The organism is Aminobacter sp. J44, from assembly GCF_007829415.1.
Taxonomy (GTDB): domain Bacteria; phylum Pseudomonadota; class Alphaproteobacteria; order Rhizobiales; family Rhizobiaceae; genus Aerobium.
In genome coordinates this window covers 41646-61065 of record NZ_VLJG01000005.1, presented here as the reverse complement: position 1 = coordinate 61065, position 19420 = coordinate 41646, and the positions used below count along the sequence as shown (strand labels likewise).

Below are 19420 nucleotides of genomic sequence, written 5' to 3'. Positions count from 1 at the left end.
GAATTGTCTCAGGGAGATTCCCCATGGCCACCGTCACCATCGACAAGAACAACTTCCAGTCCGACGTGCTGCAGGCTTCCGAGCCGGTCGTCGTCGACTTCTGGGCCGAGTGGTGCGGTCCGTGCAAGATGATCGCTCCGGCGCTCGAGGAGATCGCAACGGAACTCTCCGGCAAGGTCAAGGTTGCCAAGATCAACATCGACGAGAACCCGGAACTGGCTGCCCAGTACGGCGTCCGCTCGATCCCGACCCTGATGCTCTTCAAGGACGGCGAAGTGGCTGACATGAAGGTGGGTGCGGCTCCGAAGACCGCCCTGTCGGCCTGGATCGGCAGCGCCGTCGCCTGATCGGCAGCATACGGAACAGGAAAAAGGCGGGTCAAAAGCCCGCCTTTTTCTTTGCCGCAAGGTGAAGTCCCGGCCTGACGATGCTCGTCTCAGGATGCCGAGTGCATCGGGTCCATGCCGCGAGGTCGAAGCTGCCATGTGCCGCAGCATGCCGAAATGGCGCCGCCTCGCCGGGGTGAATCGCGGTCTCAATCTCTACGACGGAAGCCGCAACGTCAGGCTTTAATGATGGTGGCCGCAGCCGCAGTTCGGACCATGATCATGATGGTGATGATGGTCATGGCCGTGATCATGGTCGTGGTGATGATGCCCGTGGTCGTGCGCATGAACGTGGCCATGGCCGCGGTGGGTGTTGGCAAGCGGGTGGAATGGCGCGGCTATCTCGCGCACCTGTGCGCCCAGTTCGCGCAGCTCGTCGGCCATGCCGCTTTCGCGCAGGATCAGGATCCGCTCGGCGGTGATGTCGACGGCAAGATGATGATTGCCGATGTGCCAGCCGAGTTCGATCAGGTGCGCGGCGTCGCGGCCGGTGACCTCGATGAGTTCCTCGTCCGCATCCGCGATCTCGACGGTACTGTTGTCTTCCATCACCAGCCGGTCGCCAGCACGCAGTTCGACGGGCTGGAGCAGGTCGACCAGAACCTTGTCGCCATTGGTCAGCGCCAGCACCTTGCGGCGCAGGTGCCGCTCGTCATGCGCCAGGGCGATCGTGCCGCTGGCTGGCGCGGCATTGGCCGGAACCTCGGCTGAACGCAGCACCTTTTCAGCACGCGGAAGCTTGGTGAAGTCCGTCTTGATGTCGAGTTTCATGTGCCTTGCGCGCCTCTCTGGTCGTCCGCCCGCCGGATGCGGGCACAGACTTGGAGATATGCCTTCGCGGCGCGCAAGTCGATAGCGAGCGTGTTTGCCTGACGTCAGGCAGGCAGGACGGCCGTTGCCTCGATCTCGACCTTCGCCTCGTCCTCGATGAGGGCAACTACCTGCACCATGGTCATCGCCGGGAAATGCTTGCCCATCACCGTGCGATAGGCCTCGCCGATGCCTTTCAGGTTGGCGAGGTAGTCCTTCTTGTCGGTGATGTACCAGGTCAGCCGCACGATGTGCTCCGGCTTGCCGCCGGCCTCCGCCAGCACGTCGACGATGTTCTGCAGCGCCTGGCGGATCTGCCCTGCAAGCTCCTTTTCCTCGAACACCTGCTGCCCGTTCCAGCCGATCTGCCCGCCGATCCAGACGGTCCGGCCTTCGGCAAGGACCCCGTTGGCGTAGCCCGAGGCCTTCTTCCAGCTGGCCGGATGCAGGATCTGATGCGGGCATTCAGTCATGGTTTCTCCTCCGATAAGCAGGTCTACGCCTGCTTCTCTAAATGTGGTCAGACGCCGAGATAGCGGTCCTGAAGTTCTCGCGTGAGCTGATCGGGCGTGCCGCGCCACACGGTCGTGCCTTTTTCCAGCACGAAGCAGCGGTCGGCGCAGGGCAAGAGCTCGGACAGGGTCTTGTCGACGATCAGGATCGACTGTCCTTCCGCCTTGAGGGTGCGGATCACCGCCCAGATATCGTTGCGGATGACGGGCGCCAGGCCCTCAGTCGCCTCGTCGAGAATGAGCAGGCTCGGATTGGTCATCAGCGCGCGGCCGATCGCCAGCATCTGCTGCTCGCCACCCGAAAGTGTCTTCGCCATCTGGTCACGGCGCTCGGCAAGGCGCGGGAACAGGCGATTGATCTCGTCGAGCGTCCAGCGGCCCGGCCGCGCGGCGGCGACGAGGTTCTCCGCGACCGTGAGGTTGGGGAAGCAGCGCCGCCCCTCCGGCACCAGTCCGAGGCCGAGACGTGCGATCTTGAACGGCGCCATGGTGCGGATTTCGCGCCCCTGGAAGCTCACGCTTCCCGCCCGCGCCGGCGTCAGCGCCATGATCGAGCGGATGGTGGTGGTCTTGCCCATGCCGTTGCGGCCCATGAGGGCGACGACCTCACCCTCGGCTACGTCCAGCGCGACGCCGAACAGCGCCTGGCTCGCGCCATAGAAGGTTTCGAGGCCTTTGATCTCAAGCAGCATGGCGTGCCTCGGTCTGGAAATGTCGGCGGGATTTTCTACCCCCACCCCTTACCCCTCCCCACAAGGGGGAGGGGGATTCTGGGAAGTCTCGGCCGTCCTGAATGTCTTGGTTGCGGGCCACGGTCACCTTGGCCTGCCGTTCAACCAGATAAGCCAGGCGAATTCCTTTGCCCGGGAGAAACGCCGCATCAAGGTCTCCCCTCCCCCTTGTAGGGAGGGGTATGGGGTGGGGGTAAACCGCGCCCGGCATAAAGGTCGTCCTGCGGCTCATTCCATATCCCCCAGATAGGCGCGGCGGACTTCCGGATTGTTGCGGATGTCGTCGACGCTGCCGGAGGCAATGATGCGGCCGTAGACCAGCACCGAGATGCGGTCGGCAAGAGCGAACACGGCGTCCATGTCGTGCTCGACCAGCAGGATCGGCGCTTCGTGCCGCAGGCCGTCGAGGAAGCCGGTCAATTGGCGCGAGCCTTCCGGCCCCATGCCCGCCATCGGCTCGTCAAGCAGGAATGCCTTGGAATCCAGCGCCAGCGCGATCGCGATCTCGAGCTGGCGGCGTTCGCCATGCGACAGTTCCGCGGCCGGGACATGCGCGCGGTCCTTGAGGCCGACGCGCTCGAGCGCCGCCATCGCCGGCTCGGTCAGGCTCTTGTCGCGCATCACCGGCTTGAAGAAGCGGAAGCTCGAGCCCTGCTTCGACTGGACGGCCAGCATCACGTTGCGCAGCGCCGAAAATTCGGTGGCGAGCGACGAAACCTGGAACGAGCGGCCAAGGCCCATGCGGGCGCGCTCGGCAACGCCAAGCTGGTTGACCGTCTGACCGAGGAAGCGGACTTCGCCGGCATCCGGCTTCAGCGTGCCAGCGATCTGGTGGATCAGCGTCGATTTGCCCGCGCCGTTCGGGCCGATCAACGCGTGGATTTCGCCGGGCCGAAGGTCGAGCGACACGCCGTCGGTTGCCTTCAGCGCCCCGAAGGTCTTGCGCAGGTCGCGGATGTCGAGAACGGGCTCAGCCATGGCGCTGCCTCCCTGCAACAAGGCCGATCAGGCCGCCGCGCGCAAACAGGACGACGCCGAGGAGGAGCAGTCCGAGGAAGAACTGCCAGCGCTCGGTGAGGCCCCCAAGCAGGAACTCGAACATCACGAACAGCATCGCGCCGGCCAGCGGCCCGGCAAGGCGCCCGACGCCGCCGAGGATGATGAGGACGATCAGCTCGCCCGACATGTGCCAGGACAGCATCGACGGGCTGACGAAGCGGTTGAGGTCGGCATAGAGCGCGCCGGCAAGCGCCGTGATCATGCCCGAGACGATGAAGGCGACTAGGCGGATGCGGAACGGAGCAATGCCGACCGAGGCAACGCGCACTTCGTTCTGCCGTGCGGCCTGGAGTGCAGCCCCGAAGCGCGAGTTCTTGATCAGCGCGAAGAGGATGAGCGCCACCACCAGCACCCCGAAGCAGATCAGGAAGTAGTTGATCGGCACCATGGTGTTCACGCCCGGAAACTGGTTGCGCACCAGGATCGACAGTCCGTCCTCGCCGCCATAGGCCGGCCAGGAGATGGCGAAGTAGAAGGTCATCTGCGCGAAGGCTAGCGTGATCATGATGAAGTAGACGCCCGAGGTGCGCAGCGAGATCGCGCCGATCGCAGCCGCGAGCACTCCCGCCACCAGCATCGCGACGATCCAGATCGCCAGCATCTGGTTGGAGGCGGGGAGGGCAAACAGGCCGAAGTTGAGCGGCTGCATCGACATGGCGTGGCTCGCCATGATGCCGGCGATGTAGCCGCCGACGCCGAAGAAGGCGGCGTGGCCGAACGAGACCAGCCCGCCGAGGCCAAGCGCGACATTGAGGCCGACCGCGGCAAGGCCGAGGATCGCCATGCGCGTCGCCAGCGTCACGTAAAACGGGTTGCCGAAATTGATCGCCGCGTAAGGAATCGCGAGCAGCAGGGCGAGAAGGGCAAGGGAAATCCAGTTTTCGCGCGAAAGGCTCATCGCATCACCCTTTCGCTGCCGGGAACAGGCCCTGCGGACGAACCGCGAGCACCACCGCCATGACGATGTAGATCAGCATCGAGGCTAGCGCACCGCCGACGATGCCGGCCTGAGAAGCATTCATGAACAGTCCGAAGAGCTGCGGCAGCAGGAAGCGGCCCATCGTGTCGACGACGCCGACGAGCAATGCGCCAACCAGCGCGCCCTTGATCGAGCCGATGCCGCCGATGACGATCACGACGAAGGCGAGGATCAGCGCCGGCTCGCCCATGCCGACCTGCACCGACTGCAGCGCGCCGACCATGGCGCCTGCAAGGCCGGCGAGCGCGGCACCCAGCGCAAACACCACCGTGTAGAGCGTGCGGATGTCGACGCCGAGCGCGCCGATCATCTCGCGGTCGGACTCGCCGGCGCGGATGCGCATGCCAAGGCGGGTCCGGGTGATGAGAAGATAGAGGCCGATGGCGACCAACGCGCCGACGCCAATGATGGCGAGGCGGTAGAGCTGGTAGCGCGAGCCGCCCGGCAGCGGCACCGTGCCCTGCAGCAGCGGCGGAATGTCGAGATAGAGCGGGAACGAGCCGAACAGCCAGCGCGTGCCTTCGGAGAATATCAGGATCAGCGCGAAGGTCGCCAGCACTTGATCGAGGTGGTCACGCTGGTAGAGCCGCCGGATGACGAGGATCTCGATGATCGCGCCCGCGGCTGCGGCGGCTGCCAGGCTGGCGACCAGGCCGAGCCAGAACGAGCCGGTTTGCGCGGCGACGATCGCGCAGGCGAATGCGCCGACCATGTAGAGCGAGCCATGGGCGAGGTTGATCAGGCCCATGACGCCGAAGATCAGCGTCAGTCCTGCGGCCATGAGAAACAGCATCACGCCGAGCTGCAGCCCGTTGAGAAGCTGTTCGATGAAAAGCGCGGTTTGCAAGGGTCGAATGTCCCTTCGACTGCAGGTCTCGTTTTTGTCGGCATCGCGGCGACTGGGTTAGACGCGGCGCCCCCCACCCCTAACCCCACCCCACAAGGGGGAGGGGGATCAGGTAGGTGCATGTCAGCCGCGATGACCGGTCAGGCATGTCTCCCAGTTCCCTCCCCCTTGTGGGGAGGGGTAGGGGTGGGGGTATCTGTCACGCGATATCCTTCGCGGATGACACTCCCAACGCCTGTACTTTTGTCAGCCCTCGCTTACTTCATCGAGCACTGGTCGACATAGGCGTCGCCGTGATCGGTGAAGGCGGTGGCGATGATCTTGTTGGTCAGCACGTCGCCGTCCTTCACAACCTCACGGACATAAATGTCTTGAATCGGGTGGTTGTTGGTGTTGAAGGAGAACTTGCCGCGGACCGACTCGAACTCGGCAGCCTTGAGCGCTGCACGGAAGGCTTCGGCGTCCTTGACACTTGCCTTCTGCGTGGCGGAGACGACGAGCAGGCCGGTGTCGTAGGCCTGGGCCGCATAGATCGAGGGCAGGCGGCCGTACTCGGCCTTGAAGGTGTCGACGAACTTCTTCGAAGCCGGGTTGTCGAGATCCTGCGACCAGGAAGCCGAGTTCTTCACGCCCAGCGCTGCATCGCCGATCGCCGGCAGCACGTCCTGGCTGAATGAGAAGCCCGGGCCGATGACCGGAATGTCGACGCCCGACTGCGCGTACTGCTTCATGAACGAGATGCCCATGCCGCCCGGCAGGAAGATGAACAGCGAGTCGGCGCCCGAAGCGCGGATCTGCGCGATCTCGGCGGCGTAGTCGGTCTGGCCGACCTGGGTGTAGACCTCACCGGCGAGCTCGTTCTTGTAGTAGCGCTTGAAGCCGGTCAGCGAGTCGGTGCCGGCCGGGTAGTTCGGCGCCATGATGAAGGTCTTCTTGTACGTCTGGTTGGCGTACTGACCCATCGCCTCGTGGAAGTTGTCGTTCTGGTAGGCGACGTTGAAGTAGTTCTGGTGGCACTGCGCGCCGGCGAGCGGCGACGGACCGGCGTTGACCGAGATGTAGAACTTGTCCTGCGCGACGGCGCTCGGCACGACGGCCATGGCGAGGTTCGACCAAATGATGCCGGTCAGGATGTCGACCTGGTCGGACTGGATCATCTTGTCGGCGATCTGGACCGCGAGTTCCGGCTTCTGGCCGTCGTCCTCGACCACGACCTCGATGTCCTTCGCAGCGTCGCCGGCGTTCTTCAGCGCCAGCAGAAAGCCGTCGCGTGCATCGACGCCGAGGCCTGTGCCGCCGCCCGAAAGCGTGGTGATGACGCCGACCTTGATCGGATCAGCGGCGGCCACCCCGGCGACGCTGATGGCAAGCGCGGCTACGCTTGCGGCAAGAAACTTTTTCATTCTCAACTCCCGTTGTTACCTGGCACCCTCTGGGGTCCCACACGATGCTCAAAATTTGGCCGCAACGCCAGTCTGCGGCAGTCTTTTTGTTGGGCTGTTATGCAGCCAGGTTCCCCTTGTCCAGCTTCATGTTCCGCCCAGCTCGCGCAGGCGGAAGCGCTGGATCTTTCCGGTTGCTGTTTTTGGCAGCGCGTCGACGAATTTTATCGACCGAGGATATTTGTAGGGCGCGATGGTCGCCTTCACGTGCTCCTGCAGGAGCCGCATCGTTTCGTCGGTGCGCGGCGCCCCTTCCGCCAGCACCACATGGGCCTGGACGACCTGCCCGCGCTCCTCGTCCGGCGCGCCGATCACCGCGCATTCGACCACAAGGTCGTGCGAAAGCAGCGCGGCCTCGACCTCGGGGCCGGCGATGTTGTAGCCGGCCGAGACGATCATGTCGTCGGCGCGCGCGGCGAAGTGGAAGCGGCCGTCCTCGTCCTGGTAGAAGGCATCGCCCGTGAGGTTCCACCCGTCGCGGACATACTCGCGCTGGCGCTCGTCTGCGAGATAGCGGCAACCGGTCGGCCCGCGCACCGCGAGACGCCCCACCGTGCCGCGCGGCACCTCGTTCATGTCGAGATCGACGATCTTTGCCTCGTAGCCGCCGACCGGGCGACCGGTGGTGCCGGGCGCGTGGTCGTTCAGCCTGTTGGTGATGAAGATGTGGAGCATCTCGGTCGAGCCGATGCCGTCGAGGATCGGCTTGCCAGTCTTGCGGGTCCATTCCTCGTAGACCGGGGCGGGCAGCGTCTCGCCCGCGGAAACCGCGATGCGCAGAGACGACAGGTCCGCTCCTTCGTCCATTGCCTTCATCATCGCCCGGTAGGCGGTCGGCGCGGTGAAGGAAATCGTCGCCCGGTACTTCTCGATGATCTCGATCATGTTGGGCGGTGTCGCGCTTTCGAGCAGCGTCGCGGCGGCGCCGAAGCGCAGCGGAAAGACGGCAAGCCCGCCGAGGCCGAAAGTGAAGGCAAGTGGCGGCGAGCCGACGAACACGTCGTCCGGCGTCACGTTCAACACTTCCTTTGCGTAGCCGTCGGCGATGATCAGCACGTCGCGGTGGAAGTGCATGGTCGCCTTGGGAACGCCCGTGGTGCCGGAGGTGAAGCCGAGCAGGCAGACGTCGTCGCGTCCCGTCTTCACCGCCTCGAAGGTGACCGGCTTGTCGAGAGCGACGCGGTCGAGCTCGGCGTCATGGTTGGCGGTGCCGTCGAAGCCGACAACCTGCTTCAGGAAGCGGCTTTCCTTGGCGCAGGCGATCAGCTCGTCCTTGATGCGCGTGTCGCACAGCGCGAGCGAGATCTCCGCCTTGTCAACGATCTTGGCGAGTTCGCCGGCGCGCAGCATCGGCATGGTGTTGACGACGACCGCCCCTGCCTTGGTCGCCGCCAGCCAGCAAGCCACCATCGCCGGATTGTTGGGTGAGCGGATCAGCACGCGGTTGCCGGGCTTCACGCCGTAGTTCTCAACCAGAGCGCGGGCGAGGCGGTTGGTCCAGTCGGCCAGCTCCTTGTAGGTGCGCCGGCGCCCGTTGCCGATCAGCGCGGTGCGGTCGCCAAAACCCTTCTCGACCAGACGGTCGGTGAGCTCGACGGCGCAGTTGATGTATTCCGGATATTCAAACCCCGCCGGCGGCAGCTCCGGCCACTGGTCGAATGGCGGGAGGTTGTCGCGACAGAAGGTGTCTACGTGCGCGCTGGGGCCAAGGTTCATGCTCGCCCCCCTGCTGAGGCGTGCGAGCGAGGCGACCCCCACCCCTTACCCCTCCCCACAAGGGGGAGGGGGATTCTGGGATGCCGAACCCGATTCTTCAGCGTTGTGAGAGGTGCTACCTCTCCCAATTCCCCTCCCCCTTGTGGGGAGGGGTAAGGGGTGGGGGTATTGCCGCGCACGTGCCGCCCCAAAAATCTCCGCCCTGTCACCCGCCGACCGCCAAAGCGAGGCGAGGCTTCTCCAGTTTCCCCTCCCCCTTGTGGGGAGGGGTAAGGGGKGGGGGTATTGCCGCGCCCAMCCGCCGCCGTCTCGCGCAACCCGTCCTCGGTGATGCAGCCTACCTGGCTGCCAAACTGGCTCATTTCGTCATGCTCCCATTGTTTGCCGGGCGATCACCACCTTCTGGACGTCTGACGCGCCCTCGTAGATGCGGAGTGCCCGGATTTCCCGATAAAGGCTCTCGACGATGTGCCCCTTTTTCACACCGTCGCCGCCATGAAGCTGTACCGCCTTGTCGATCACGGACTGGGCCCGGTCGGTGGCGTAGAGTTTTGCCATTGCCGCCTCGCGGGTAACGCGCGCAGCCCCAGAATCCTTCGTCCACGCGGCGCGGTAGACGAGAAGTGCCGCCGCATCGACGTCGAGCGCCATTTCCGCGACATTGCCCTGCACCATCTGCAGGTCGAACAAAGGCGCGCCGAACAGCTGGCGCTGGCTGACGCGCGCCAGCGTCTCGTCGAGCGCGCGGCGGGCAAAACCGAGCGCCGCCGCGCCCACGGTCGAGCGGAACACGTCGAGCACCGACATGGCGATCTTGAACCCTTCGCCCGGCTTGCCGATCATCGCGGAGGCGGGAAGGCGCATATCATCGAAGACGAGCCGCGCCAGCGGATGCGGCGCAATCGTCTCCAGCCGCTCGGCGATCTTCAGGCCGAGCGTGTCGGCCGGCACGAGGAAGGCGGAAATTCCCTTCGCACCCGGGGCTTCGCCGGTGCGGGCAAAGACGCAGTAGAGATCGGCGATGCCGCCGTTGGAAATCCAGGTCTTTTCGCCGGAAAGGATGTAGTCGCCGCCATCGCGTGTCGCGGTCATTTCCATGTTGGCGACGTCCGAGCCCGAGCGCGGCTCGGTCAGCACGAAGGCGGAGATCGCCTTGCCGGTGCGGGTCTTTTCCAACCACCTCTGCTGCTCGGGCGTGCCGAACAGGCTGATCGCGCCGGTGCCAAGTCCCTGCATGGCGAAGGCGAAGTCGGCGAGCCCGTCATGCCGCGCCAGCGTCTCGCGCGAGATGCAAAGGGTGCGCACGTCGAGCGGTTGCGGATTGCTGGGGTCGATCGCCGTCGGCAGCAGGAACCCCGCCTCGCCGAGGGTTTCGACCAGCTTGCGGCAGGCCGCATCAACGTCATGGTGATCGACGGGAAGATTGGCCGCACACCATTCCTCCAGCCTTTCGGCATGCTCGCGATGGCGCTCCTCGAAGAACGGCCAGGAAAGGAAGCTGCGATCAGCCATGGGCAAGGCTCCTCGGGACGCCTGTGCGCGCTTGCCGGCGCTGGATCCTCCCCAGTTTACGGGGGAGGGGGACCATGCGCAGCATGGTGGAGGGGGCGAGGGTGAGCGCCAACGTGTCCGCTATCTCTCGTGCATTGCACGCCCCCTCCGGCGCTTCGCGCCACCTCCCCCGCTGCGCAGGGGAGGATCCGGGCGTCGCGCATGTGAGCATCGTCCGTGCCCATGTCATCGGCGTTCCGGCATGGATGCCCCGGTCAAGCCCGGGCATGACGAAGAAAGTCCGGTGCTCAGCCCAATCGCGACGCCCTTCGTTGTTCCGCAAACCTTCCCGCCTCGTCATCCTCGGGCTTGACCCGAGGATCCAGGCCTGACCGTTTCCGGCTTCGCGATTTCCTTGCCACCAGCGCTGGATCCTCCCCCGTTTACGGGGGAGGGGGACCATGCGCAGCATGGTGGAGGGGGCGGCGGTTCGCATCTCAGTTCCCTTCGAACACCGGTCGTTCCTTGGCGACGAAGGCGTGGTAGGCGCGCTCAAAATCCTTGGTCTGCATGCAGATCGCCTGCGCCTGCGCTTCGGCTTCGATCGCCTGTTCGAGCCCCATCGACCATTCCTGGTTGATCTGGGTCTTGGTGATGCCGTGCGCGAAGGTCGGGCCAGCGGCGATCTGCCTAGCCAGCCTGATCGCCTCGGCTTCGAGCTCGCCTGCCTCGATCAGCCGGTTGTAGAAGCCCCAGCGCTCGCCTTCGGCCGCGCTCATGGTGCGGCCGGTGTAGAGAAGCTCCGCGGCGCGGCCCTGGCCGATGATGCGCGGCAGCATCGCGCACGCGCCCATGTCGCAGCCAGCAAGGCCGACGCGAGTGAATAGGAATGCCGTCTTTGCCTCCGGCGTCGCGAGCCTCAAGTCCGAGGCCATGGCGATGATGGCGCCTGCGCCGACCGCCACGCCGTCGACCGCCGAGATTACCGGCTTGCCGCAGGCGATCATCGCCTTGACGAGGTCGCCGGTCATGCGGGTGAAGGCGAGCAGGCCCTTCATGTCCATGCCGACCAGCGGGCCGATGATGTCATGCACGTCGCCGCCCGAGCAGAAATTGCCGCCGTTCGGCAGGAAGACGACGACGTCCACATCATCCGCATAGGCCAGCGCGCGAAACGTGTCGCGCAGCTCGGCGTAGCTGTCGAAGGTCAGCGGGTTCTTGCGTTCCGGCCGGTTGAGCCGGATCGTCGCGGCACGGTCCTCGACCTGCCAGATGAAATGCTGCGGCTTGAGGCCGGCCATGTTGGTCAATGTTCGCTCTCCCAGTTGCTGCGGAACGCCTTCAGCATCGATGACAGCTCGCGCGCGTCGTCCTCGCTGATGTCGTGCAGGAGTTCCTCCACCCAGCTGCGGTGGGCTTCCGCCATTGCGGCAAAACGTTCGACGCCGGCATCGGTCAGCCGTACGATCGAGGTGCGGCGGTCGCCCTCGCGGCTCGAGCGGACAACGAGTCCCTCGCTCACCAGCCGGTCGACGATGCCGGTCACGTTGCCGTTCGAGACGAGCAGGAAGCGCGACAGGTCGCTCATCAGCATGCCCTCGCGTTCGCGGTAGAGCGCGGACATGACGTCGAAGCGCGGCAGCGTTGAATCGAACTCGCGCTTCAGCCGCTCGCGCAGCTCGCCCTCGACGATGCGCGCAACGCGCAGCAGCCGGATCCACAGGCGTAGCCGCTCGCGGTTGTTCTGCTGGGCAGCCGGCTCCGCAGCGGGTGCGTCCATCACTGCTCGCCTCCGGTGATCGCGATGGTCTGGCCGGTCACGGAGCGCGCGCCGTCCGAGCACAGCCACATGACGGCGTCGGCAACTTCCTGCGGCTCGATGATGCGTCCCTGCGGATTGCCGCGGGCGACTGCCTCCCGCGCGGTCTGCTCGTCGCGGCCGGTCTTCTCGATGATGTTGGCGATGGTGCGCTCGAGCATCGGCGTCTCAACATAGCCGGGGCAGACGGCGTTGACGGTCACCGGCGTGCGCGCGAGCTCGGCAGCCATTGAGCGCATCAGCCCGACGACGCCGTGCTTGGAGGCGGTATAGGCGGCGATGTACGGCGCGCCCTTGAGCCCGGCGATGGAGGCGATGAACACGATGCGTCCCCCACCAGCCCGCTTCATCGTGTCCATCGCCGGACGGACGGTCAGAAACGCGCCCGTCAAGTTGACCGCCAGTGTCTGCTGCCACATCGCCAGCGAGGTCTTGCCCACCGGCGCGCTGGTGGCGATGCCGGCATTGGCGATGATGACATCGAAATTGCCGCGCGCCGCCTGTGCGGTTTCGTAGAGCGCGGCAACGGAGTCTTCGTCAGTGACGTCGCAGGTGAGCGTATGGATGCGCGGATTGCGCGATGCCACCTTTTCGAGCGGCTCTATGTTGCGCCCGCAGATGGTGACTTCCATTCCGGCGCCCGCAAGGCTTTCCGCGATCGCCTGCCCGATACCGGTACCGCCGCCCGTTACCAATGCGTGCTTGAATCTCGTCATGCGGAAATCTCCGAATTGGGGCGGCTGGCCATCATCACACCTTCCCCGTCATCAGCTCCGGCCCGCGTTCGGCGAGGCGGTAGAGCTGGTCGCGGCCGGGCAGGTACGGGTTCGGCCAGGTCACGCCCTTGTCGCCGAGCTTCGCGGCCGCATGCAGCGTCCAGTAGGGATCCGCGAGGTGCGGGCGGGCGAGGCAGACGAGGTCGGCGCGGCCGGCCATCAGGATCGAGTTGACGTGATCCGGCTCGTAGATGTTGCCGACCGCCATGGTCGCCATGCCGGTCTCGTTGCGGATCCGGTCGGAGAACGGCGTCTGGAACATGCGGCCATAAACGGGGCGCGCGCGCTTCGAGGTCTGGCCGGCCGAGACGTCGCAGATGTCGACGCCGGCAGCCTGCAGCATCCGGGCGATCTCGACCGCCTCCTGCGGCGTCACGCCCTCGTCGCCGACCCAGTCATTGGCCGAGATGCGCACCGAAATCGGCTTGTCGTCGGACCAGACGGCGCGCACAGCGTGGAACACCTCTAGCGGGAACCGCATGCGGTTTTCCAGCGAGCCGCCATATTCGTCGGTGCGCAAATTGGTGAGCGGCGAGATGAAGGACGACAGCAGGTAGCCGTGCGCCATGTGCAGCTCCAGCATGTCGAAGCCGCAGCGGTTCGCCATCTCGGCGGAAGCGACGAACTGGTCGCGCACCATGTCCATGTCGGCGCGGTCCATCGCCTTCGGCACCTGGTTGCCTTCCTGCCACGGTGTCGCCGAGGCTGAGATCAGCGGCCAGTTGCCTTCGGGCAGCGGGCAGTCGGCATCTTCCCAGCCGACCTGAGTCGAACCCTTGGCGCCGGAATGACCGAGCTGCGCGCAGACTTTTGCGGTCGTCTCGTTATGGACGAAGTCGACGATGCGCTTCCACGCCGCCTCGTGCTCCGGCTTGTAGAAGCCGGGGCAGCCCGGCGTGATGCGCCCCTCGGGTGACACGCACGTCATCTCGATGGTGACGAGGCCAGCGCCGCCCTTGGCCCGCTCGCCATAATGGACGAGGTGCCAGTCCGTCGGCGTGCCGTCGACGGCCTTGTACTGCGCCATCGCCGAGACGACGATGCGGTTCTTGAGCTCCAGCCCGCGCAGCCGGAAGGGTGCGAACATCGGCGCGCGCTGCGTGCAGTGCGGGGCACCGGCCTTCTGCTGGAACCATTTTTCGGCGTCGCCGAGCCAGCTGGCGTCGCGCAGGCGCAAATTCTCGTGGCTGATGCGCTGCGAACGCGTCAGCAGCGCGTAGTTGAACTGCACCGGGTCGAGGTCGAGATAGCGTTCGACCTCCTCGAACCACTCCATCGAGTTGCGCGCCGCCGACTGCAGCCGCAGCACCTGCGTGCGCCGTGCGTCCTCATACTTGGCGAACGCTGCCTCGAGCGTGGGCTCCGAGTGGAGATAGTCGGCAAGCGCAATGGCTGATTCCAGCGCGAGCTTGCTGCCCGAGCCAATCGAGAAATGGGCGGTCGCTGCCGCGTCGCCCATCAGCACGACGTTCTTGTAGGACCATCGCTCGCACAGCACCCGCGGAAAGTTGATCCAGGCCGAACCGCGAATGTGGTTGGCGTTCGACATCAGGCTGTGGCCGCCGAGGTGGTCCCTGAAGATCCGTTCGCAGGTGCCGATCGACTCTTCCTTGGTCATCTCGCCGAAGCCGAACTTCTCCCAGGTCTGCTGCGTGCACTCGACGATGAAAGTCGCCGTGTCGGCATCGAACTGGTAGGCGTGCGCCCACACCCAGCCGTGCTCGGTCTTCTCGAAGATGAAGGTGAAAGCGTCATCGAACTTCTGGCGCGTGCCGAGCCAGACGAATTTGCACTTGCGCACGTCGATGTCCGGCCTGAAGTGCTCGGCAAAGGTGGCGCGGGTTTTTGAGTTGAGGCCGTCGGCGGCAAGGACGAGGTCGTAGCGCGCCATCAGCTCTTCGTGGTCCTCGACCTCCGTCTGGAAGCGCAGGTCAACGCCGAGCTCGCGGGCACGCTCCTGCAACAGGATCAGCAGCCGCATACGGCCGATGCCGCAGAAGCCGTGGCCGGTCGAGACCGTGCGCACGCCCTTGTGAACGACCGCGATGTCGTCCCAGTAGGCGAAGTGTTCGCGGATTGCTGCTGCGCTCTTTTCGTCGTTGGCGGCAAGATTATCGAGGGTCTCGTCGGATAGAACCACACCCCAGCCGAAGGTGTCGTCGGGCCGGTTTCGCTCGAAGACTGTGACCTCATGCGAGGGATCACGCAACTTCATCGAGATGGCGAAATACAGACCCGCAGGCCCGCCGCCAAGGACGGCAACCTTCATTCTCCGCGTTCCCCAATATTGTGTTTTTTATTCTGTAAGGCAGGATGACACTGAAAAGGGCATCCTTCAAGCATAAAACTTCAAGGTTGAAATATTTCTGGCTGGACAGGAATGCGGCGTCTGCGCGATTGGTCTTGCGGTTCAAGGGGAGCAGCGCCGCATGATCTTTCACCGCATTACCGACTGGGATGACGCCTACGCGAATGCGCCCAACATTCCGCGCGGCGAGGAATGGCCGCAGCGCTGGGCCGACCTCTCCGGACCCTTCCGTACCAAGATGGAGGAAGCAGGCCGCGCCAAGCTCGCGCTGAGCTATGGCGAGCGTCCACGCAACCTGTTCGATCTGTTCCTCCCGGAAGGAGCACCGAAGGGCCTGGTCATCTTCATCCATGGCGGCTTCTGGATGAAGCTCGACGGGACGATCTTTTCGCATCTCGCTGAAGGGCCGATGGCACATGGCTTTGCGGTGGCGGTGCCCAGCTACACGCTCTGTCCCGACATCCGCATTTCCGGCATCGTCAAGGAGATCGGCGCGGCGGTGGAAGCTGCGGCGGCGCTGGTCGAAGGTCCCATATATCTTACCGGCCATTCCGCGGGTGGGCATCTTGCAACACGGATGATCTGCACCAATTCGCCGCTCGGCGAAGAGACACGCGCGCGCATCGCCGACGTCGTCTCGATCTCGGGCGTGCACGACCTTCGCCCGCTCCTCAACACGAAGATGAATGCGAGCCTTCACCTCGACGCGGCAGAGGCGCGGGCCGAAAGCCCGGTGCTGCTCGAGCCGGTCAGCGGCGCAAAGCTCTGCTGCTGGGTCGGCGCGGGCGAGCGCTCCGAATTCATCCGCCAGAACGCGCTGCTTGCGAATGTCTGGACTGGCCTTGGTGCGACGGCCATGACGGTGGAGGAACCCGACCGCCATCACTTCAACGTCGTTGATGGTCTTGCCGACCCGGAGCATGCGCTGACGCGCACGCTGCTGATGGGGTGACGGCGCACGTCAACTCTGGCAGATAGGACTGAGCAGTTTTTACCGGAGCAGGTTTGATGAGAGCGGTTTTCGTGCAGCTTCAGGTTTCGCCGGGCCGGACCTACGAGGTCGCCGACGAATTGTTCAAGCGCGAGGTCGCGTCGGAGCTTTACTCCACCAGCGGCGACTACGACCTCCTGATGAAGATCTACATCGAGGACGGCGTCGATATCGGCAAGTTCATCAACGACAACGTCGCCAACGTGCCGGGCATTGTCCGTTCGCTGACGACGCTGACTTTCAAGGCCTTCTGACGCGTCAGGCTGGCAGCCGCTGCGCAGGTCGTCCGCGGAGGCGAGCGGACGGCCGGATGCCGCGCACCCGGCGGCAGTTGCGGCAACGATCGCCGCATTCGACGGCGCAATTGAGCCGTCGGGCAGCCAGAGATTGTTCTCGAAGCCGACGCGGGCATTGCCGCCGGCATGCGCCGCGCGGATCATGAACTGCGTTTCCTGCGGCCCGAAGGCGCACATCATCCACTGGTGCCGGGAAATGTTTGCGGCGATGTAGGCGTTGAGCTCGGCGTCGGTCGCGCCCTGCTCGGTGTAGCGGCCGGCGACCGCCAGCACCGCGAGCGGCCCCTCGGGGAGGATGCCGCGCGCGGCCAGCTGATCGAGCCGCGCCAGCTCGGCCGCCTCGTAGATGATGATCTGGTAGAGCGTGCCGGCCTTTTCGATCCGTTCGAACAGTGCCGCCGCCTCGCGCTCATCCTGACCTTCGGGCAGGATTTCGCGCAGTGCGATCGATACTGATTCCGGCGTCAACGCATCGATCACCGCAATCTGCTCCTGCGGCGTGTAGCGGCCGACGGCTTCTGTGGTGATCTGGATGACGAGACGGTCGCCGACGGTTTCCTTCACCGCCGCCACCGCCTCGCGGTAGAGGTCGGCATCCAGCGTATGGGCACCGTTTGTGTCGCGCACATGCAGGTGGATCATCGCCGCCCCTGCTTCCAGCGCTTCGGCGGCGTCGCGCGCGATTTCTGATGCAGTCATCGGCAGTCGCGGGTGATCGGCCTTGGTGCGGCGCGCTCCGTTGGGCGCAACGGCGATGGCAAAGGGCTTCGTCATCGGGACGTTCCTGTATTTCTGTTTGGTAACTTCAGGCGGTGGCGGCGCGAGGCAGGCGCGTGCGCCACAGGATCAACAGCATGATCGCGATGTTGAGCACGTTCCAGCCAATGCCATTGAGGAAGGCTGCGGCATACGAGCCGGTGACGTCGTAGATCCAGCCAGACATCCAGCCGCCGACCGCCATGCCGACGATGGTGGCGAGGATCACCAGACCAACGCGCTGACCAGCCTCGTGCGCCGGCAGATATTCGCGAATGATGATCGCATAGGCCGGAACGATGCCGCCCTGCGACAGGCCAAACACCAGCGAAACGATGTAGAGCGAGGCAAGCCCGTCGAATGGGATGTAAGCGGTGAGCGCCAGGCACTGCAGCACCGAGCCGATCAGCAGCGTCTTCACGCCGCCGATGTAGTCGGCGAGGAAGCCTGAGGCGAGGCGGCTGAACACGCCACCGACCAGCATCAGCGCCAGCATCTCAGCGCCGCGCGCGACGCCGAAGCCGAGGTCGACGCAGTAGGCAACGATGTGCACCTGCGGCATTGCCATAGCCATGCAGCAGCCGATGCCGGCAATCGCCAGCAGGAGCTGCAGCGCGCGCGGCGAGAGGTCGATCTGCCGTGGCGGTGCAACCTGAGGGGTGCCAGCCGGGGCGCCGACATGCGGCGCGCGCCGGCGCAGCATCAGGGCAAGCGGCAGCATGCCGACGAGGCAGGCAATGCCGATGACCGCATAGGTGAAGCGCCATCCCTCGCTGGTTATTGTCATCTGCATCAGGATCGGCCAGATGGCGCCGCCAAAATAGTTGCCGCTGGCGGCCGCCGCGACGGCAACGCCGCGGCGCTTGTCGAACCAGTGCGAAAGGTCGGCCATCAGTGGGCCGAAGGTCGCGGCAGCACCAAAGCCAACCAGCGCCTGCAGAATGGCAAACAGCCAGATGGAGGTGACGACCGCAGCAGCGATGTAGCCAAGGAACAGCGCTGCGGTTGCCAGCAGCAGCGGCACGACAATGCCGGCACGGTCGGCGAAGCGGCCAAGCCAGACATTGCCGATCGCGAAACCCACCATCGTCATCGTGTAGGGCAGCGAAGCCGAGGCGCGGTCGACGGCAAATTCCGCCTGCACTTCCGGCAGCACCACGACGACGGACCACATGCCGACGCTGCCGATGGTGCCGATCAGGATCGACAGGATGAGTCTAAGCCAGGCGTAGCGGCCGTCGATGTCCGGGTGGCGGGATGACTGAGGCATGAGGTTTCCTGTCGCAGCCTTAAACTGCTTCACAAATTTTCTGCTTTGATTAGGGCCCATCAATCCTGAGCTCGACAGCGCCACAGAAGGCTATCGACCGCGCCAGAAGGGAAGCGCTATTGCGGGTTCTTCCATTTGATGGAACAGCCGATCGAAGGGATTTGCTCCGCCGGGCCCTTGCCCGTGCGGGCGATTTCGATCATCGCCTCGACGAGGTCGCGCCTGAGATCCGCCGGCGCGTCGCGATGGCGTGAGGCATCCAGCCGTCCGCGATACTGCAGCCGCATGTCGGCGTCGAAGCCGAAGATGTCGGGCGTGCAAACCGCCCCGTAGGCGCGGGCGACCGACTGGTCTTCGTCGTAGAGGTAGGGGAAGCGCATGCGGTGTTCGCGTGCGAACAACTTCATGTTTTCAAAGGAATCTTCCGGGTAGGCGGTCGCATCGTTCGAGTTGATGGCGACGAAGCCGACGCCGTGTGCGTCGAGAAATGCAGCGTCCGCGACCATGCGTTCGATCTGCCCCTTCACATAGGGGCAGTGGTTGCAGATGAAGGCGATGACGAGACCGCCCGGACCGCAGTGGGCGGAAAGCTGGTGATCGTTACCGTCGACGCCGGGCAGGATTGCGTCGATCCCTTTCCAGCCGATGTTGCCGGCTTCTGCCGTCACTGCCATCTCGTCCTCCCTCCGGATGAAGTCGGACGCATCTTAGAGAAAAACGCGCGGCTGCGAACCTCTCCGCGGCGGGAAATCCCCGGCATGCAACCGGGCATTGCACGGCCGCAATGTAACATTGTGACTCGATAATTGTCCGGCAGGGTCCGATCCCTGCCTGATTCCCTTTCTACGCGCGGGTCCAGGTTCAACAATCAGGAGCACCCCGGCGCATGAAGGCATCAAAGGCCGTTACCCTCGCAGCAGCATTTCTCTCTCTCTCGGTGGTTCAAGCCGCGGCCCAATGTGGTGGTGCATCCTGGTATGCGCTCGGGTCCAAGACGGCTTCCGGCGAACGCATGAACCCCTCCGCCATGACGGCGGCGCACCGCTCTCTCCCCTTCGGATCAAAAATCAAGGTCACCAACCAGCGCAACGGCAAGTCGGTCGTGGTGCGGGTCAACGATCGCGGCCCGTTCATCAGCGGCCGGGTGATCGATCTGTCGAAGGCAGCCGCGGCGGAACTCGGGTTCATCCGGGCCGGGCACACGAAGATCTGCCTGCAGAAGGTCGGCTAG

The 19420-nt window shown here is 64.9% G+C and carries 19 protein-coding genes and 1 pseudogene; 4 read left to right on the top strand and 16 right to left on the bottom strand.

The features are described from left to right. Positions 1-23: 23 nt before the first annotated feature. On the top strand, positions 24-347 hold the full coding sequence (gene trxA / locus L610_RS02940; RefSeq protein WP_024847051.1) for a thioredoxin: 324 nt from the start codon (positions 24-26) through the stop codon (positions 345-347). 222 nt (positions 348-569) lie between these two features. Here trxA and L610_RS02935 read toward each other — a convergent pair whose 3' ends face one another. The 13 genes from L610_RS02935 to L610_RS02875 form a co-directional block, all read right to left on the bottom strand. Continuing rightward, the gene (locus L610_RS02935) at positions 570-1157 is read right to left on the bottom strand and encodes an urease accessory protein UreE (RefSeq protein WP_144702349.1); all 588 of its coding nucleotides are present in this window, start codon (positions 1155-1157) and stop codon (positions 570-572) included. Between the two features lie 104 nt (positions 1158-1261). Continuing rightward, positions 1262-1669, bottom strand: a complete 408-nt coding sequence (locus L610_RS02930; RefSeq protein WP_024847049.1) for a RidA family protein — start codon at positions 1667-1669, stop codon at positions 1262-1264. Between the two features lie 47 nt (positions 1670-1716). Next, complete coding sequence (locus tag L610_RS02925; protein ID WP_144702346.1) at positions 1717-2400, bottom strand: ABC transporter ATP-binding protein; 684 nt, start codon at positions 2398-2400, stop codon at positions 1717-1719. 267 nt (positions 2401-2667) lie between these two features. Continuing rightward, on the bottom strand, positions 2668-3417 hold the full coding sequence (locus L610_RS02920) for an ABC transporter ATP-binding protein (RefSeq protein ID WP_024847047.1): 750 nt from the start codon (positions 3415-3417) through the stop codon (positions 2668-2670). Then, positions 3410-4396 (bottom strand): branched-chain amino acid ABC transporter permease, encoded by a 987-nt coding sequence (locus L610_RS02915; protein WP_024847046.1) that lies wholly within the window; start codon positions 4394-4396, stop codon positions 3410-3412. The genes L610_RS02920 and L610_RS02915 overlap by 8 nt, the downstream gene beginning before the upstream one ends. A gap of 4 nt (positions 4397-4400) precedes the next feature. Further along, complete coding sequence (locus L610_RS02910) at positions 4401-5324, bottom strand: branched-chain amino acid ABC transporter permease (RefSeq protein ID WP_024847045.1); 924 nt, start codon at positions 5322-5324, stop codon at positions 4401-4403. Positions 5325-5581: 257 nt separating this feature from the next. After that, entirely contained in the window at positions 5582-6727 is a 1146-nt protein-coding gene (locus tag L610_RS02905; protein WP_144702342.1) for an ABC transporter substrate-binding protein, read from the bottom strand. A 126-nt stretch (positions 6728-6853) separates the two neighbouring features. Next, positions 6854-8482: an AMP-binding protein gene (locus tag L610_RS02900; protein ID WP_144702339.1), complete on the bottom strand. Its 1629-nt coding sequence runs from the start codon at positions 8480-8482 to the stop codon at positions 6854-6856. A 366-nt stretch (positions 8483-8848) separates the two neighbouring features. Next, entirely contained in the window at positions 8849-9994 is a 1146-nt protein-coding gene (locus L610_RS02895) for an acyl-CoA dehydrogenase family protein (RefSeq protein WP_144702336.1), read from the bottom strand. Between the two features lie 476 nt (positions 9995-10470). Then, a complete protein-coding gene (locus L610_RS02890) occupies positions 10471-11283 on the bottom strand; it encodes an enoyl-CoA hydratase family protein (RefSeq protein WP_024847040.1) in 813 nt (270 codons plus the stop codon). Continuing rightward, complete coding sequence (locus L610_RS02885) at positions 11280-11753, bottom strand: MarR family winged helix-turn-helix transcriptional regulator (RefSeq protein ID WP_024847039.1); 474 nt, start codon at positions 11751-11753, stop codon at positions 11280-11282. Before L610_RS02885 ends, L610_RS02890 begins: the two co-directional genes overlap by 4 nt. After that, a complete protein-coding gene (locus tag L610_RS02880; protein WP_024847038.1) occupies positions 11753-12508 on the bottom strand; it encodes an SDR family NAD(P)-dependent oxidoreductase in 756 nt (251 codons plus the stop codon). The genes L610_RS02885 and L610_RS02880 overlap by 1 nt, the downstream gene beginning before the upstream one ends. 34 nt (positions 12509-12542) lie before the next feature. Continuing rightward, positions 12543-14837, bottom strand: coding sequence for a bifunctional salicylyl-CoA 5-hydroxylase/oxidoreductase (locus L610_RS02875; RefSeq protein WP_144702333.1), 2295 nt, complete (start codon positions 14835-14837; stop codon positions 12543-12545). Positions 14838-14997: 160 nt separating this feature from the next. Between L610_RS02875 and L610_RS02870 the strand changes: the two genes are divergently transcribed. Together L610_RS02870 and L610_RS02865 are read left to right on the top strand one after the other, a co-directional pair. Then, a complete protein-coding gene (locus L610_RS02870; protein ID WP_024847036.1) occupies positions 14998-15828 on the top strand; it encodes an alpha/beta hydrolase in 831 nt (276 codons plus the stop codon). Between the two features lie 56 nt (positions 15829-15884). Then, positions 15885-16121, top strand: coding sequence for an Lrp/AsnC ligand binding domain-containing protein (locus L610_RS02865; RefSeq protein ID WP_024847035.1), 237 nt, complete (start codon positions 15885-15887; stop codon positions 16119-16121). Between the two features lie 30 nt (positions 16122-16151). Here the strand turns inward: L610_RS02865 and L610_RS02860 are convergent. The 3 genes and pseudogenes from L610_RS02860 to L610_RS02850 all read right to left on the bottom strand — a co-directional run. Further along, positions 16152-16937: pseudogene (locus L610_RS02860) on the bottom strand (3-keto-5-aminohexanoate cleavage protein); the annotation flags it as partial. A gap of 31 nt (positions 16938-16968) precedes the next feature. Beyond that, a complete protein-coding gene (locus L610_RS02855) occupies positions 16969-18189 on the bottom strand; it encodes an MFS transporter (protein ID WP_034329341.1) in 1221 nt (406 codons plus the stop codon). Between the two features lie 116 nt (positions 18190-18305). After that, complete coding sequence (locus L610_RS02850) at positions 18306-18863, bottom strand: thioredoxin family protein (RefSeq protein WP_024847032.1); 558 nt, start codon at positions 18861-18863, stop codon at positions 18306-18308. A gap of 212 nt (positions 18864-19075) precedes the next feature. Between L610_RS02850 and L610_RS02845 the strand changes: the two genes are divergently transcribed. Next, positions 19076-19420 (top strand): septal ring lytic transglycosylase RlpA family protein, encoded by a 345-nt coding sequence (locus L610_RS02845; RefSeq protein ID WP_024847031.1) that lies wholly within the window; start codon positions 19076-19078, stop codon positions 19418-19420.

Bases quoted from the DNA above. Each gene is read 5' to 3' on its own strand.
- trxA (WP_024847051.1), top strand. From the start codon at position 24: ATGGCCACCGTCACCATCGACAAGAACAACTTCCAGTCCGACGTGCTG.
- L610_RS02935 (WP_144702349.1), bottom strand. From the start codon at position 1,157: ATGAAACTCGACATCAAGACGGACTTCACCAAGCTTCCGCGTGCTGAA.
- L610_RS02930 (WP_024847049.1), bottom strand. From the start codon at position 1,669: ATGACTGAATGCCCGCATCAGATCCTGCATCCGGCCAGCTGGAAGAAG.
- L610_RS02925 (WP_144702346.1), bottom strand. From the start codon at position 2,400: ATGCTGCTTGAGATCAAAGGCCTCGAAACCTTCTATGGCGCGAGCCAG.
- L610_RS02920 (WP_024847047.1), bottom strand. From the start codon at position 3,417: ATGGCTGAGCCCGTTCTCGACATCCGCGACCTGCGCAAGACCTTCGGG.
- L610_RS02915 (WP_024847046.1), bottom strand. From the start codon at position 4,396: ATGAGCCTTTCGCGCGAAAACTGGATTTCCCTTGCCCTTCTCGCCCTG.
- L610_RS02905 (WP_144702342.1), bottom strand. From the start codon at position 6,727: ATGAAAAAGTTTCTTGCCGCAAGCGTAGCCGCGCTTGCCATCAGCGTC.
- L610_RS02900 (WP_144702339.1), bottom strand. From the start codon at position 8,482: ATGAACCTTGGCCCCAGCGCGCACGTAGACACCTTCTGTCGCGACAAC.
- L610_RS02895 (WP_144702336.1), bottom strand. From the start codon at position 9,994: ATGGCTGATCGCAGCTTCCTTTCCTGGCCGTTCTTCGAGGAGCGCCAT.
- L610_RS02885 (WP_024847039.1), bottom strand. From the start codon at position 11,753: ATGGACGCACCCGCTGCGGAGCCGGCTGCCCAGCAGAACAACCGCGAG.
- L610_RS02880 (WP_024847038.1), bottom strand. From the start codon at position 12,508: ATGACGAGATTCAAGCACGCATTGGTAACGGGCGGCGGTACCGGTATC.
- L610_RS02875 (WP_144702333.1), bottom strand. From the start codon at position 14,837: ATGAAGGTTGCCGTCCTTGGCGGCGGGCCTGCGGGTCTGTATTTCGCC.
- L610_RS02870 (WP_024847036.1), top strand. From the start codon at position 14,998: ATGATCTTTCACCGCATTACCGACTGGGATGACGCCTACGCGAATGCG.
- L610_RS02865 (WP_024847035.1), top strand. From the start codon at position 15,885: ATGAGAGCGGTTTTCGTGCAGCTTCAGGTTTCGCCGGGCCGGACCTAC.
- L610_RS02855 (WP_034329341.1), bottom strand. From the start codon at position 18,189: ATGCCTCAGTCATCCCGCCACCCGGACATCGACGGCCGCTACGCCTGG.
- L610_RS02850 (WP_024847032.1), bottom strand. From the start codon at position 18,863: ATGGCAGTGACGGCAGAAGCCGGCAACATCGGCTGGAAAGGGATCGAC.
- L610_RS02845 (WP_024847031.1), top strand. From the start codon at position 19,076: ATGAAGGCATCAAAGGCCGTTACCCTCGCAGCAGCATTTCTCTCTCTC.